We start from the raw sequence: 14,298 nt of genomic DNA, 5'->3' as shown, positions 1-14,298 counted from the left end.
GCCTCCTCAGGCGGGGGAAAGGTTGAGCAGCGAGGTGGCGTTGCCGCCGCGGACGGCCTCGAAGTCGGCTTCGGGCAGGCCGGCCGACCGCAGTGCGGCGACGGGGTCGCCCGTTCCCATGTCGAAGGGGAAGTCGGACCCGAGCAGCACTCGGTCGGCGCCGACGGCGTCCACCAGCGTTCGCAGTACGGCCGGGTCGTGGACGAGGGAGTCGAAGTAGAGGCGCCGCAGGTAGCTGCTGGGTTCCCGGGCGCAGCCCGCCGACGCGTCGCTGCGGGCCCGCCAGGCGTGGTCGCTGCGTCCGATGTGAGTGGGCAGGTAGCCGCCGCCGTGAGCGGCGATGATCTTCAGCCCGGGGTGCCGGTCGAGGACGCCGGAGAAGATGAGGTGGGACAGGGCTACGGCGTTCTCGGTGGGCTGGCCGACGGTGTTGGACAGGTACCACTGGTCGAGGCGCTCGTCGAGCGTGCATCCGAACGGATGCAGGAAGATGACGGCCCCCGTCTCCTCGGCGCGGGACCACAGGGGCTCGTAGGCGGGATCGGACAGTTCCCGGCCCGGCGCGTGGCTGGAGATCTCCACGCCGGCCAGGCCCTGGTCCAGTGCGTGGTCGAGGGCGTCGACGGCCAGCGCGGGGTGCTGCAGCGGCACCAGACCCAGTCCGCGGAGCCGCTCCGGAGCCTGGGCGCAGTGGGCCGCGGTGGCCTCGTTGGCGAGCCGGCAGACCTTCTCGGCCGTCGGAGCGCCGGCCCAGTAGTGGTAGTGCGAGGGCGACGGACTGACCAGCTGGACATCGACTCCCTGCGCGTCCATGTCGGCCAGGCGCACCGTCACGTCGGTGAGGCTGGCGATCCGGTCCCGGACCATCGGGCCGCTGACCGCGAGTGCGGCGGGCCCGTTGCGGCGGGCGTCGAGCTCCTTGGCGAGCGCGTAGCCGGCCTGGTCGGCGACGAGGGCCTCGATCCGCGGGAGGAGGACGTGCGCGTGCACGTCCACGGTGGGTGAGGTCACGGCAGTTCCCTGAGCATCGTCATGGTGCGGCCCATCAGGCCGGGAACGTCGGCGTCACGGACACCGTCGAGCTGCCACTGGCCGATCTGGACGGACGCCTCCACCACCGGTCGGACCCTCGCCATCCGCCGCTCGTAGTAGGCCTGCAGCAGTTCCTCGTCCCAGGTCGCGGACTCGGTCAGCAGCTGTGCGAGGACCCATGCGTCCTCCAGCGACAGCGCTGCTCCCTGCGCGAGTGTGGGCGGGCAGCAATGGGCTGCGTCACCGGCCAGGACGACCCGTCCGCGATGCCACGAGCCTTCGACCAGCAGCCGGTCGAACCAGGTGTAGTTGACCTTGGACGGATCAGTGATCGAAGCGGTGATGGCCGGCCAGGCACCCCCGTACGCGGAGGCGATCCGGCGCATCTCCCGCGCGTAGGAATCGGCGGGTATGGAGGCCCGGTCGCGGTTGGCCTCGACCACGTACGCGTACAGGGTGGTGGGGCTGGTGGGGCAGTAGCCGGCGATGAAGGCCGGGCCCCCGTAGGCGAGGTCGGTGCGCTCGACGCCCAGGGGCCGCGGGGCGGCAACGCGCCAGATGGCCATGCCCGTGGGCTCGGGCTTGTCCGTGATCCCGATCTGTGCGCGGGTGGCCGAGCCAAGTCCGTCGGCGGCGATGACCAGGTCGTAGCGGTGGGTGCTGCCGTCGCTCAGAGCGACGGACACTCCGGTCGCGTCCTGGTCCTGGACGGTGGCGGTCGTGCCCAGTCGGATGGTCGCGCCGCTGGCTCGGACGGCTTCGATGAGGATCTGCTGCAGCCGCGGCCGCTGCATGCCCACTGTCGCCGGAAGGTCGTCGCCACCGGTGCGCAGGTCACGGTGGACGTGCAGGACGTCTCCGCCGGGAGTGGTGATCCCGACCGATCCGAATCCGAATCCGGAGGCTTTGACCTCCTCCCAGACGCCCAGCTCGCGCAGCACCCGCAGGGCGTTGCCCTGAAGCGTGATGCCTGATCCGGCGGTGGCGTTCCAGTCGTCCTTGGCCTCGACCAGGTCGATGTCGACGCCGGCGCGGCGCAGCAGGATCGTGACGGCGTTTCCGGCAGCCCCTCCGCCGATGACCAGGACTCTGCGGGGTGTGCTCATGGGGAACTCCCTTGTTCCTCGGGCTGTGGGCCCCGGGACTACTTGACGGCGACGGGGTTGACGGGCGACCCGACGGCGCCGGTGATGGGCAGGGGGGCGGCGGTGAGCCAGAACTCGTACACGCCGTCGGCGGCGCAGTCCTCCGCGAGGGCTTCCAGGTCCCACATCTCGCCGATGAGCAGCCCGATGTGGGGGATGACGACCTGGTGCAGCGGCTGGAAGGCGTGGTCGAACTCGTTGGGCCGCACCTCGAAGCCCCACGTGTCGGTCGCGATCGCCGCGATCTCGCTCGTGTGCAGCCAGGAAGCCGTGGTGAACGACAGGCCCGGGGCGGCTCCGCCGGCGTAGTCGCCCCACCCGTCCCTGCGTACCCGGGCGAGCTGCCCGGTCCGTACGAGGACGATGTCACCGCGGCCGACCGTGACTCCGTGTGCCGTGGCCGCGGCCGTCAGGTGCTCTTCGGTGATGGCGAACCCGTCGGGCAGCTCGCCGTCCGTTCCGGCGGTCCGGCCGACGTCCAGGAGGACGGCGCGTCCGGCGATGTCCGCGGCCATGTGCTCGATGCCGGTGATCTGGTCGCCGTCGGAGGTGACGACCTGCTCGGCAGGGCGGCCGTTCCATGCCTTGCCGTGGTCGAAGATGTGGCCCAGGCCGTCCCACTGGGTCGAGCACTGCAGCGGCATGGCGATCACGTCGTCGGCGCCGCCGATGCCGTGGGGCAGTCCCTGGTTGCCCAGGGCGGCGTCCGTGCCGGTGTCGAGCATGGTGTGGACGGGGTTCGTCCGGCGCCGCCAGCCCTTCTGCGGCCCGTTGATGTCGAAGCGCTGGGAGAGCGAGAACGTCACGCCCCGGTGGATGAGCTGGGCGCCCTGTCTGCGCTTGGACGCGTCGAGGAAGTTCACTGTCCCCAGGCGGTCGTCTTCGCCCCAACGGCCCCAGTTGGAGCATTCCTCGGCGGCCTGCGCGATCGCGCCCGCCGGGTCGGTGCGGTTCATGCTTCCTCCGCGAGACATCGGGTGCGCTGTGCGCCGAGGCCGGTGATCGAGGAGTCCATGACGTCGCCGTCCTGGAGCAGGCGTCCCCAGTGCATTCCGTTGCCCGCGGGGGATCCGGTGAGCACGAGGTCGCCGGGCAGAAGACGCGCGCTCTGGGAGGCGTAGGACACCATGCGTGCCACGTCGAAGATCATGTCCTTCGTGGACTCGTCCTGCATGACCTCGCCGTTGAGCTTCAGCGTCAGCCGCAGGTCGCAGGTGTCGCCGACGGACTCGGCGGGGACGATCCACGGTCCCAGGGGAGTGAAGCCGGGAGCGTTCTTGCTGCGCAGCCAGTCCGTGCCGATCTGCGGCATGTCCCTGCGGAACACCGTGGCCCGGTCGGTCAGGTCGTTGGCGATGGTGTAGCCGGCGACGTGGTCGAGGGCCTCCGCGCTGGATACCCGGAAGGCCGGGCGGCCGATCACCACGGCCAGCTCCAGCTCCCAGTCCGGCTTGGCCGCCCACGTGGGCAGGGTGACGTCGTCGTAGGGTCCGGTGACCGCGCTGGGCAGGCCGATGAACACATACGGAAGGTCTTCGGCGGCGCGCCGGTCCATGATCTCGGCCGCCTCGGCGCGCGCCTCTTCCTCGGAGCGTCCGTCGGCCGGGTCCCGATGGGCGACGTGCAGGTCGATGACGTGCTGGCGGTAGTTGGCGCCCGACTGGAAGATCTGGCGGGGCTCCACCGGGGCCAGGACGCGGAAGTCCGACAGCGGGCGCCACGCGAGCGCCGCGTCGCCCGCGAGGGCGTGCAGCCGGGGCAGGACGCCCGGCCACTGCTCCAGCAGCCCGCGCATGGTCAGCGACGGATCGGCCAGTGCCGCCCGCAGGTCGAGAGCCCGGCCTTCGGGGTCGACGAGCGCGGGGAAGGCCGGGCCGTCGACGGTGGAAAGAGTGCCGAGAGCGAAGGGCCCGGCGAATAGGTCGGAAGCGGATTCAGGTTTCACCGACATGTCCTCCTGATTGCGATGGGACTAATCTGAACCCGTCCCCAGCAATCAGGGAAATTGATTATATGGATTACTGTCATCCATTGAACAAATAGCACCTGGCCATGCCGCGCTTGAAGGGAACAGACCCGGTGAACCTCGCCCGACTCGACCTCAACCTGGTCGTCGCACTCCGTGCCCTGCTCGAAGAACGCAACGTCACCAAGGCGGGGCAGCGGGTAGGCCTCAGCCAGCCCGCCATGAGCGCCGCACTGGGCCGGCTGCGCCGGCACTTCGGCGACGAGCTCCTCTCCCGCGTCGGCAGCCAGTACGAACTCACCGCCCTCGGGCAGGTTTTGCTGGACCGGACGTCCACCGCCTACGACGTCCTTGAGCGCCTGTTCGCCAGTCAGGCGACCTTCGACCCCGCCACCGAGACCCGGGAATTCCGCCTCGTCGCCTCCGACTACGCCGTCGACGTCTTCGGTGTGGAACTCGCCCGCGTCATCCACGAGGAGGCCCCGGGGATCCGCCTCCGCTTCACCCGCACTCCCATCACCGTCGTCGATGACACGGCCAGCCTGCTCAGCGCCACCGACGGCCTGCTCATGCCGCATGGCGTCATCAGCGATTTCCCCGCCACCGACCTCTACGACGACCGGTGGGTCTTCGTCGTCGCCGACGACCACCCCAGCGTCGACGACCGCCTCACCCGCCAGGACCTCGCCCGGCTGCCCTGGGTCACCTACCAGCGCACCTACGACGCCCCCGCCGTACGCCAGCTCGGCATGCTCGGCATCGAGCCCCGCGTCGAAGTCTCCGTGGACAGCTTCCACGCCCTGCCCGCTCTCGTGGCCAACACCCGCCGGATCGCCCTGGTCCAGGCCCGCCTCGCCCGGCTGCTCGCTCCCGGGACCGCCGTGCGCATCCTCGAACCGCCCTACGAAGCGGTCCCGCTGCGCGAGGCGCTCTGGTGGCACCCCGTCCACACCCACGACGCCGCCCACATCTGGCTCCGCGAGACCGCGGCCAGGGTCGGCAGGCGAATCGCCGAGACGGACATCTGATCCCGGAACCCGTCCCACCGACACCGGCATCCCAGGAATGCAGCGCCTTTCCTGCCATCCACCCCGTGGATGGGACGCATCGTGAAACCGGATGACGCGAAGGGTGGGCAGCACGCCCGGCGACCCGCATAGTCGAGGGCACCTCCCGCCCCGCTCCCCCGCCCGCCCCGCTCAGGCCGGCCGTCCGCGGACCGGGCGCCCCGTATCCTCACCCTCGCGCTCTGGAGTGCCGTCATGCCCGCACCCGCCGCCAAGTCATCCCCCGGTCAGGTCCCCACCCACGCCGGACGGCTCCCCGCCGTCACGCTCATGGCCGGCAGCTGCCTGCCCGTCCTGGGGGCCGTCCTTCTCGCGCCCGTACTGCCCCGCATGCAGGACCACTTCGCCGACGTCCCCGGCAGCGCGGCGCTGGTGCCCGTCATGCTGACCATCCCCGCCCTGGCCCTGGCCGTGCTCGCCCCCTTCGCCGGTGTCATCGTCGACCGCCTCGGCCGCAAGCACCTCCTGGTGGCTGCCACCGCCCTGTACGCGGTGTTCGGAACCGCCCCGCTCTGGCTGGACTCCCTCCACGCCATCCTCGTCAGCCGCATCCTCGTCGGTGTCACCGAAGCCGCCATCATGACCGCCTGTACGACCCTCATCGGCGACTACTACAGCGGTGAACTCCGCGACCGCTACCTCGCCCTTCAGACCATGTGCGCGTCCGCGTCCGCCACCGTCTTCTTCGTCGTCGGAGGCGCTCTGGGCGCGGCGAACTGGAAAGCCCCGTTCTGGCTCTACGGCGTCGGCCTGCTCCTCGCCCCGCTCATGGCCCGGCTCCTTCCGGCCGGCCTTCCGGCGAGGCAGGAAGACACGAAGCGCCCGGAATCACCGCGGCGTCCCTTCCCCGTACGCCGTATGGCGGGAATCTGCCTCCTGACCGTCTTCGGAGCCCTCGTCTTCTACACGGTTCCGGTCGAGATGGCGTACCTCCTGGACGACGTCGGCGTCGACTCCACCGGCGCCATCGGCGCCGTCACCGCGGTGGCCAGCGCCGCCACCGTCGTCGGCTCCGTCATCTTCACCCGCCTCTCCCCGCGCCAGCGGCACCGGCTGCCCGCCATGCTCGGCCTGTGCGCCGTCGGATTCCTGCTCATGGGCCTCGCCGACAGCCTCCCGCTCCTGGTCATCGGAGCGGTCGTCAACTGCGTCGGCACCGGCATGCTGCTGCCCTCACTGGTGACCCGCGCCATGTCCCGGCTCAGCTTCGCCGACCGCGGGCGTGGCATGGGGTTGTGGACCGCGGCCTTCTTCCTCGGGGAGTTCCTCTGCCCGCTGGTGCTGCTGGGAGGCAAGAGCGCGGCCGGCAGCCTCGCGGTCGCCGTCGCCCTCCTGGGCGGAGCCACCGCGGCCATGGCCGCGGCGCTCCTTCCCGCCGCCCGCCGGGGGGTCGTGCCCGCGGGCCCACTCCCGGGTGACCGGCCATGACACCCTGTGGCCTCCCGACGCCGCGCCGTTCGCCCGCCCCGGACGTCCGCGCTCCGTGAACCGGGACAGGAATCGCACTCGGGGCCGTGTGCTCGGCGAGCACACGGCCCACAGGTCTGCCGGTCCGCGCGGGAGAACCAGGGGAACCCCGGGCGCGCGCGGCCGCGTCCCTGCCGCAACCGGCGCCGACGGGGTGCCGCTACCGGGAGCGGGGCGCGGCGGTGCTGCGCCGCACGATCAGGCGCGGGGTCATCGTCGTCCGGACGGCCCGGTCGCGCCGTCCTTCCACCCGCTCGATGAGCATCCTGGCCGCTGTCGCCCCCATGGTGTGCCCTGCCTGGTCGACGCTGGTCAGCCGCACGGGGGCGAGGGCGGCGACCGCGGTGTTGTTGTAGCCGACGAGCGATACATCGCCGGGAACGGTGAGTCCCAGATCGTCCGCGGCCCGGTAGACGCCCATGGCCGCCACGTCGGCGCCCGTCAGGACGGCTGTGGGCCGCCTGTCGCCGGACAGCAGGATCAGGCCGGCCGCGTGGCCGCCGTCGTCGGAGTAGGCGGCGCGGTGAACCAGAGCCCGGTCGGCCAGACCGTGGTGCTCCATGGCGCGCAGGTATCCATCGGTCAGCGCGGTCTCCGGCGGCCGTTGCCAGCGTCCGGCCCTGTTCCCGGCCGCCGATACCAGGGCGATGTCCTGGTGTCCGAGCTGGACGAGATGGTCCACCACCAGGGCTGCCCCGAGATCGTCCGCGTCGATGACCGAGTCGTGCAGGTCGGAGCTGTCGTGGTGTCCGATGACCACGGTGGGTGTCTCCGCGGCCGTGGCCAGGACCTCGGAGCGCGGGGTCGCCGGGGCGATGAGGATCAGGCCGTCCATCTGACGGTCCACCATCGAGCGGGTGACGCGCGCCTGTTCCTCGGCGCCGAAGCCGGCCGCGCCGATCAGCACCGTGTACTCGCTGTCCTTCAGCTCGTCGCGGATCCCGTCGAGGACGTCGGCGAAGAACGGGTTGCGGACGTTGTCGAGCAGGACCCCGATCGTGTACGTGCGTCCTCGCATGCCCCTGGCCGCGGCGTGGGGGCGGTAGCCCAGCTCCGCCATGGAGGAGCGGACCCGTTCCTGCATGGCGGGGCTCACGCCGTAGGCGTTGCGCATGACTTTGGACACGGCGGCGGTCGACACCCCCGCGTGGCGGGCGACATCGGTGATGGTCACCCGCTTGGTGTTCCTGGACGAGCTGTCCGCGGCCATGAGAGCTCCGATCTCCTCACTCCGAGTGCAACGTTCTACGTATCGGTCGGCACATGGATTGAATCACTCGACCAGACAACGCTGATGTTACGCGTCTGTGTCTTGACGTTGCCAGAGGGATGGCGTCATGGTGTTGCCAGTTCGGATGGAGAACGTTCTACACGACTCTATCTCTGCGCGGCCGCTCTTCCCGCCGCCCCTCGCGCCCGCTGAGCGCCCCTTCTTCTCTCACGATCCCTGGGAGTCCCAGTGCCCCACCGCACGATCCGCGCCCGTCGGCTGACCTTCGTCACGGCCAGCGTCATGTCCATGGCCGTTCTCGCCACCGCCTGTGGCGGCAGCGGCGGGGGCACCTCCGCGGCGTCCAAGGAATTCAAGTACCTCAGCGTCACCGAGAACACGACCACGCGCACGGCGCTGACCACACTCTCCACGAGCACCTGCAAGACCGAGAACGCCGCACTGCCGCTGAAGGTCGAGACCGTCCCCCAGGCCCAGCTGGACCAGAAGCTCCAGCTGCTCGCCGGCCAGGACGCGCTGCCCGCCCAGTTCGCCGCCGGAAACGCCCCCGCGCTGACCAAGCAGCTCGCCAAGAGCGGCAAGGTGGCGGACATCCAGATGGAGCTCGACCGTCTCGGAGTCCTCGACCAGCTGGAGCCGGCAGCGGTCTCCACCATCAAGGCCCTGTACGGCGGCAAGCTGATGGCTCTGCCGTACGAGTACAACATCGAGGGGATCTTCTACAACAAGAAGCTCTTCCAGGAGAACGGCATCGCCGTCCCCGGCACGTGGGACGAGCTGCTGGCCGCCGCGGACAAGCTCAACGCCAAGGGCATCCAGCCCTTCTCGGCGTCCGGCGCGCAGGGCTGGCCGCTCACCCGCCTCATCAGCGGCTACCTCTACCGCAGCCTGGGCCCCGACGCCCTCGACAAGGTCGACGCCGGCACGGCGAAGCTGACCGACCCCCAGTACGTCAAGGCGGCCGAGGAGATCGCAGCCCTCGGCAAGAAGGGCTACTTCGGCAAGGGCGTCGGCTCCATCGACTACGACACCGCGATGAACCAGTTCCTCACCGGCAAGTCCGGCATGTTCTACATGGGCAGCTGGGCCCTGGCCAACATCGCCGATCCCAAGCAGAACAAGGTCGGTGCCGAGAACGTCGGCTTCATGCCCTTCCCCGCGGTCAAGGGCGGCGCCGGCTCCGTCGACCAGTACCCCTCCAACATCGGTCTGGCCGTCACCCTCGGCTCGAAGAGCTTCGACAAGAAGACCGGCGCCTGGGTCGGCTGCATCGCCGAGAACTACGGCGCCACCGCCCTGAAGGACCACGGCACCATCTCCGGCTTCAAGGTCAACGCCCAGGTCAAGGACGCCAACGAGGTCGCTGCCACAGTCCGCAGGACCATCAGCTCCTCCCAGCGGAACGTCCTGTGGTTCGAGGCCCTCTTCAGCACCAAGGCGACCACCATCAGCAACACCACCGCCACCGGACTCGTCAACGGCAGCGTGAGCCCCCAGAAGTTCATGGAGACCGTCCAGGCCGCGCTCGGCAGCCAGTAACCCTCTGACGGGCGGCCCGCCGGCACCCGGCGCGCCGCCCGTCACCGCCTGGCCAGCCCTCCACCAGAAACGAAGTGGACACCACTCATGCACCGCGTACTCGGTGACCGCAGGGCGATCGCGATCCTGCTCGGTCCCGCACTCCTCGTCTACACACTGATCATGCTCGTCCCCATGGTGTGGTCGCTCGGGTACTCCTTCACCAAGGGCAACTCCATCGAGGGCTTCACCGGCAACGGCCTGGCCAACTTCACCCGGCTCTTCGATGACCCAGCCGTCCACGACGCCCTCTGGTTCACCCTCAAGTACGCGGTCATCGTCACCGCCGGCCAGGTCGTCGCCGGCTACCTCCTGGCCCTGCTCTACGTCTTCTTCCTCAAGAGGGCCTCCGCGCTCATCCGCACCCTGGTCTTCTTCCCCGTCATCCTGCCCACCGTCGCCGTCGGCCTGCTCTTCCAGAAGCTCTTCCAGGTCGCCCCCCAGCCCGGACCGGTCAACTCCCTCCTCAACGCCGTCGGCCTGGAATCCATCGACTTCTTCGGCAACGCCGGCAGCGCCTTCTGGGTCCTGATCATCATGGACATCTGGCGCTCCATGGGCTTCTACGCCGTCCTGCTGTTCGCCGGCCTCGTCGACATCCCCGACGAGGTCCTCGAATCCGCCCGCCTCGACGGCGCCTCCGGCTTCCGCCTCATCCGCCACATCGTCCTGCCGCTGTCCCTGCCCGTCCTGATGTCCTCCCTGATCTTCAGCGTCAACGGCACTCTCAAGGTCTTCGACTCCGTCGTCGCCCTCACCAACGGCGGGCCCGGCAACGGCACCACCCCGCTGACCCTGTACATGTTCCAGTCGTCGTTCACCTACAGCGAGTACGGCTACGGCAGCACCATCGCGCTGCTGCTCACCGTCGTCTGCCTGATGGTGAGCCTGGCGGTCTACCGCGTCTCGCGGCGCGACAACACGGAGAGCTGAACGCCATGGCCATCGACACCCCGCTGAAGACCACCAGCACCGGCCACCGGCGGACCAGGCAGTCCACACGCCCCGCGCGCAAGGCCGGCGGCCGCGTGTGGATCCGGCTCGCCGTCGCCGTCCTGCTGGTCATCGAGGTCTACCCGCTGATCTGGATGTTCCTGACCTCGCTGAAGTCCAACAGCGACTACCTCGACAACTCCACCTGGAGCCTGCCCACCACCTGGGAGTGGGGCAACTACGCCGAAGCCTGGACCACCGGCAACATCGGCCTCTACCTCAAGAACAGCCTCCTAGCCGTCGCTCCCTCCCTCGCCCTCATACTCCTCCTGGGCACCGCGGCGGGCTTCGCCCTGCAGATCATGGTCTGGAAGGGCCGCAACCTCACCCTCCTGGTCTTCCTCGCCGGCATGATGATCCCCCCGCAGATGATCCTGCTGCCGCTGTTCACCATCTACTTCCAGACCGGCCTCTCCGGCACCCTGTGGCCGCTCGTCCTCACCTACACAGGCACAGGCCTGCCGCTGACCGTCTTCATGATGGCCACCTACTACAAGAGCGTTCCCCGCGAGCTCTTCGAAGCCGCCACACTCGACGGCGCCGGCATCCTGCGCGCCTTCTGGACCATCAGCGTCCCCATGGTCCGCAACGCCCTGCTCACCGTCGGCCTGGTGCAGTTCTTCTTCATCTGGAACGACCTGCTCGTCGCCCTCACCTTCACCAACAGCCAGGACCTGCGCACCATCCAGGTCGGCCTGCTGAACTTCACCGGCGACTTCGGCGCCACCCAGTACGGCCCGCTGTTCGCGGCCATCTGCATCAACGTCTTCGGCACCCTCGTGATCTACCTCTTCCTCAACCAGAAGGTCATGAAGGGCCTCACCTCGGGAGCGGTCAAGGGCTGACCAGCCCGCGCCCCACCCTCCCGAGCCCACGAAAGGCCCCTCCCTTGCAGCCCTCCCAGCCCTCCCCGGTGCGCTTCGAGCACCTCCCGGACGGCCTCGGCATCGGAACCGGCACCCCCCGGCTGTCCTGGACCAATCCCAGCGACTACGGCGACCAGCACGCCTACGAAGTCGAAGTACGGCGCGACCGCCGGACCCACCGAACCGGCCCCGTCACCACCTCCGACCACGTCCTCGTACCCTGGCCCGGCGAACCGCTCGCCTCCCGTGAAGACGCGGTCGTCCGCGTGCGCACCTGGCGGACAGCCGACGCCACGCACTCCGCGTGGAGCGCGCCCCGCGCCGTCGAGGCCGGCCTCCTCGCACCACAGGACTGGTCCGCTGTTCCCGTCGCGGCCGCCTGGGACGAAGACCCCGGCACGGAGCGCCGCCCGGCCCGGGTACGCAAGCACTTCCAGGCCGACGGCAAGCCGATCGAGCGTGCCCGGCTCTACATCACCGCCCACGGCCTGTACGAAGCCGAGATCAACGGCACGCGAATCGGCGACGAGACCCTCGCCCCGGGCTGGACGGTCTACCCCCATCGCCTTCGGTACCGCACCCACGACGTCACCACGCTCCTGACGACCGGAGCCAACACCATCGGAGCCTGGCTGGCGGACGGCTGGTACCGCGGCAAGTACGGCTTCGACGGCGGCACCCGCGACATCTACGGCACCGACCAGTCCCTCATCGCCCAGCTGGAGATCACCTACACCGATGGCGCCACCACCGTGGTCGCCACCGATCACACCTGGGACGCCGCCTTCGGCCCGATCCTGACCAGCGGACTGTACGAGGGAGAGACCTTCGACGCCCGTTCGCACGATCCGCGCTGGGCCACCCCGGGCGCGCCACGGGACGGTTGGACCCCCGTACGCACCGGCAGCAGAGACCCCGGGACCCTCGTCGCGCCCGAAGGCCCTCCGGTCCGCTGCACCGAGGAACTCGGCCCGGTCTCCGTCACGCGCACCGCCGACGGCCGCCACCTGCTCGACTTCGGGCAGAACCTCGTGGGCCGACTGCGCATCACCGCCGACGGGCCCGCGGGCACCACCCTCACCCTCAGGCACGCCGAGGTCCTCCAAGACGGAGAACTCGCCACCCGCCCCCTGCGCGAAGCGCGTGCCACCGACACCCTCGTCCTTCCCGGAAGCGGGCCGTACACCTGGGAGCCCCGCTTCACGCTCCACGGTTTCCGATACGCCGAGATCACCGGCTGGCCCGGCGAGCTCGACCCGCGGAACGTGACCGCACGCGTGTATCACACGGACATGCGCCGTACCGGCTGGTTCGAGTGCAGCGACCCGATGGTCAACCGCCTGCACGAGAACGTGCTGTGGAGCATGCGCGGCAACTTCGTCGACATCCCCACCGACTGCCCCCAGCGCGACGAACGCCTCGGCTGGACCGGAGACATCCAGGTCTTCGCCCCCACCGCGAGCTTCCTCTACGACTGCGCCGGCATGCTCGACTCCTGGCTCGCCGACGTCGGACTCGAACAGCTGCCGGACGGCACCATCCCCTGGTACGTCCCCGTCATCCCCGGCGAACCGATGTGGACCCCCATCCAGCCCGGAGCTGCCTGGGGCGACGTCGCCACCCTCACCCCCTGGGTCCTCTACCAGCGGTTCGGAGACCTCGAACTCCTGCGGCGTCACTACCCCATGGGCAGAGCCTGGGTGGACCTCGTCGAGAAGCTCGCAGGACCCGACCGGATCTGGGACGCCGGCTTCCAGCTCGGTGACTGGCTCGACCCCGCGGCCCCGCCGGACGACCCGGCCGCCGGCCGCACCGACCGCCACCTGGTCGCCACCGCCTACTTCGCCCACTCCGCACGCCACCTCGCCCGTGCCGCCACCGAACTGGGCAACACCGGCGACGCCACTCACTACGACACCCTGGCCAACGAGATCGCCACGGCCTTCCAGCGCCGCTACGTCCACGCCGACGGCCGCATGACCAGCGACAGCCCCACCGCCTACGCCCTCGCCATCACCTTCGACCTCCTCGACCCCCACAGACGCCAGGCTGCCGGTCGCCGCCTGGCCGAACTCGTCGAACAGGACGGCGCCCGCATCGCCACCGGCTTCGTCGGCACCCCCCTCATCTGCGACGCGCTGACCGACACCGGACACCTCGACACGGCCTACCGGCTGCTGCTGCAGACCCGATGCCCTTCCTGGCTCTACACCGTCACCATGGGCGCCACCACCATCTGGGAACGCTGGGACAGCATGCGTCCCGACGGCACCCTCAACCCCGGCGGCATGACCTCGTTCAACCACTACGCCCTCGGCGCCGTCGCGGACTGGCTCCATCGCGTCGTCGGCGGTATCGAAGTCACCGCCCCCGGCGCCCGAGCCCTCACCTTCCGGCCCCGGCCGGGGGGCGGCATCACGTGGGCCCGCACCCGCTACGACACACCCCACGGATCAGCCTCCCTGTCCTGGGAAGCCACGGCGGACGGCATTCGGGCCGACATCACGGTGCCCCCGAACTGCACGGCCATCGTCGAGCTGCCGGGGCGCGAACCCATCGGGCTCACTCCCGGAACACACACCCTCATCTCCACTGAAGAATAGTTTCCCATAAATCAACCGTCCCGCGATTGCCCGACATGGAGGAGATGCCATGCCGGGCACTCCCCTATCAAGAGAAATTCCTCGACCCATCCACCGGACAGATTAAAGCCATCGAATCTTTGTATGCGAACCTTGCCGAACCGGTTATCAGGCAGGGAGCGTTTCACGCTTCACCAAGAAATACGGCCCGAATCATTGCAGGTGGAAGCCTGTCAGGGTGATTTCAATGGACACAAAGGGTTGACCGGGAGCATTACCCGTCGTAGTTTCTCGGTTCGCGTGAGGTGCCGAAATCAGGGCGCCTGGAAGACTCCTGAAGGTGTTCGCGGGACGCGGAGAACCTCCAGGGA

The 14,298-nt window shown here is 69.6% G+C and carries 11 protein-coding genes; 6 read left to right on the top strand and 5 right to left on the bottom strand.

The annotated features are described in order from the left end of the window. Window positions 1-6: 6 nt before the first annotated feature. The 4 genes from ACRRSS_RS14935 to ACRRSS_RS14920 are packed head-to-tail and all read right to left on the bottom strand — an operon-like array spanning window position 7 to window position 4,128. Complete coding sequence (locus ACRRSS_RS14935) at window positions 7-1,011, bottom strand: amidohydrolase family protein (RefSeq protein ID WP_435971697.1); 1,005 nt, start codon at window positions 1,009-1,011, stop codon at window positions 7-9. After that, on the bottom strand, window positions 1,008-2,138 hold the full coding sequence (locus tag ACRRSS_RS14930; protein ID WP_435971696.1) for an FAD-dependent oxidoreductase: 1,131 nt from the start codon (window positions 2,136-2,138) through the stop codon (window positions 1,008-1,010). The genes ACRRSS_RS14935 and ACRRSS_RS14930 overlap by 4 nt, the downstream gene beginning before the upstream one ends. A gap of 38 nt (window positions 2,139-2,176) precedes the next feature. Next, on the bottom strand, window positions 2,177-3,133 hold the full coding sequence (locus ACRRSS_RS14925; protein WP_435971695.1) for a cyclase family protein: 957 nt from the start codon (window positions 3,131-3,133) through the stop codon (window positions 2,177-2,179). After that, window positions 3,130-4,128, bottom strand: coding sequence for a fumarylacetoacetate hydrolase family protein (locus ACRRSS_RS14920; protein WP_435971694.1), 999 nt, complete (start codon window positions 4,126-4,128; stop codon window positions 3,130-3,132). Before ACRRSS_RS14920 ends, ACRRSS_RS14925 begins: the two co-directional genes overlap by 4 nt. A 128-nt stretch (window positions 4,129-4,256) precedes the next feature. On the opposite strand from ACRRSS_RS14920, the gene ACRRSS_RS14915 reads away from it, so the two are divergent. Both ACRRSS_RS14915 and ACRRSS_RS14910 read left to right on the top strand, forming a co-directional pair. Beyond that, window positions 4,257-5,171, top strand: coding sequence for a LysR family transcriptional regulator (locus ACRRSS_RS14915; protein WP_435975336.1), 915 nt, complete (start codon window positions 4,257-4,259; stop codon window positions 5,169-5,171). A gap of 234 nt (window positions 5,172-5,405) precedes the next feature. After that, on the top strand, window positions 5,406-6,638 hold the full coding sequence (locus tag ACRRSS_RS14910; RefSeq protein WP_435971693.1) for an MFS transporter: 1,233 nt from the start codon (window positions 5,406-5,408) through the stop codon (window positions 6,636-6,638). 199 nt (window positions 6,639-6,837) lie between these two features. Here ACRRSS_RS14910 and ACRRSS_RS14905 read toward each other — a convergent pair whose 3' ends face one another. Then, the gene (locus ACRRSS_RS14905) at window positions 6,838-7,887 is read right to left on the bottom strand and encodes a LacI family DNA-binding transcriptional regulator (protein WP_435971692.1); all 1,050 of its coding nucleotides are present in this window, start codon (window positions 7,885-7,887) and stop codon (window positions 6,838-6,840) included. A gap of 249 nt (window positions 7,888-8,136) precedes the next feature. Between ACRRSS_RS14905 and ACRRSS_RS14900 the strand changes: the two genes are divergently transcribed. The 4 genes from ACRRSS_RS14900 to ACRRSS_RS14885 all read left to right on the top strand — a co-directional run bounded on the left by ACRRSS_RS14900 (window position 8,137) and on the right by ACRRSS_RS14885 (window position 13,948). Next, window positions 8,137-9,447: an ABC transporter substrate-binding protein gene (locus ACRRSS_RS14900; RefSeq protein WP_435971691.1), complete on the top strand. Its 1,311-nt coding sequence runs from the start codon at window positions 8,137-8,139 to the stop codon at window positions 9,445-9,447. 87 nt (window positions 9,448-9,534) lie between these two features. Next, window positions 9,535-10,419, top strand: coding sequence for a carbohydrate ABC transporter permease (locus ACRRSS_RS14895; RefSeq protein ID WP_435971690.1), 885 nt, complete (start codon window positions 9,535-9,537; stop codon window positions 10,417-10,419). Window positions 10,420-10,424: 5 nt separating this feature from the next. Next, a complete protein-coding gene (locus tag ACRRSS_RS14890; protein WP_435971689.1) occupies window positions 10,425-11,324 on the top strand; it encodes a carbohydrate ABC transporter permease in 900 nt (299 codons plus the stop codon). Window positions 11,325-11,368: 44 nt separating this feature from the next. Continuing rightward, entirely contained in the window at window positions 11,369-13,948 is a 2,580-nt protein-coding gene (locus ACRRSS_RS14885; RefSeq protein ID WP_435971688.1) for a family 78 glycoside hydrolase catalytic domain, read from the top strand. The last annotated feature ends 350 nt before the right edge of the window (window positions 13,949-14,298 follow it).

This window comes from Streptomyces sp. Qhu_M48 (assembly GCF_051305195.1).
Taxonomy (GTDB): Bacteria; Actinomycetota; Actinomycetes; order Streptomycetales; family Streptomycetaceae; genus Streptomyces.
Note: the sequence above shows the minus strand (reverse complement) of the source record. Positions and strands in the feature narration are given on the sequence as shown.

Bases quoted from the DNA above. Each gene is read 5' to 3' on its own strand.
- ACRRSS_RS14930 (WP_435971696.1), bottom strand. From the start codon at position 2,138: ATGAGCACACCCCGCAGAGTCCTGGTCATCGGCGGAGGGGCTGCCGGA.
- ACRRSS_RS14925 (WP_435971695.1), bottom strand. From the start codon at position 3,133: ATGAACCGCACCGACCCGGCGGGCGCGATCGCGCAGGCCGCCGAGGAA.
- ACRRSS_RS14920 (WP_435971694.1), bottom strand. From the start codon at position 4,128: ATGTCGGTGAAACCTGAATCCGCTTCCGACCTATTCGCCGGGCCCTTC.
- ACRRSS_RS14910 (WP_435971693.1), top strand. From the start codon at position 5,406: ATGCCCGCACCCGCCGCCAAGTCATCCCCCGGTCAGGTCCCCACCCAC.
- ACRRSS_RS14905 (WP_435971692.1), bottom strand. From the start codon at position 7,887: ATGGCCGCGGACAGCTCGTCCAGGAACACCAAGCGGGTGACCATCACC.
- ACRRSS_RS14895 (WP_435971690.1), top strand. From the start codon at position 9,535: ATGCACCGCGTACTCGGTGACCGCAGGGCGATCGCGATCCTGCTCGGT.
- ACRRSS_RS14890 (WP_435971689.1), top strand. From the start codon at position 10,425: ATGGCCATCGACACCCCGCTGAAGACCACCAGCACCGGCCACCGGCGG.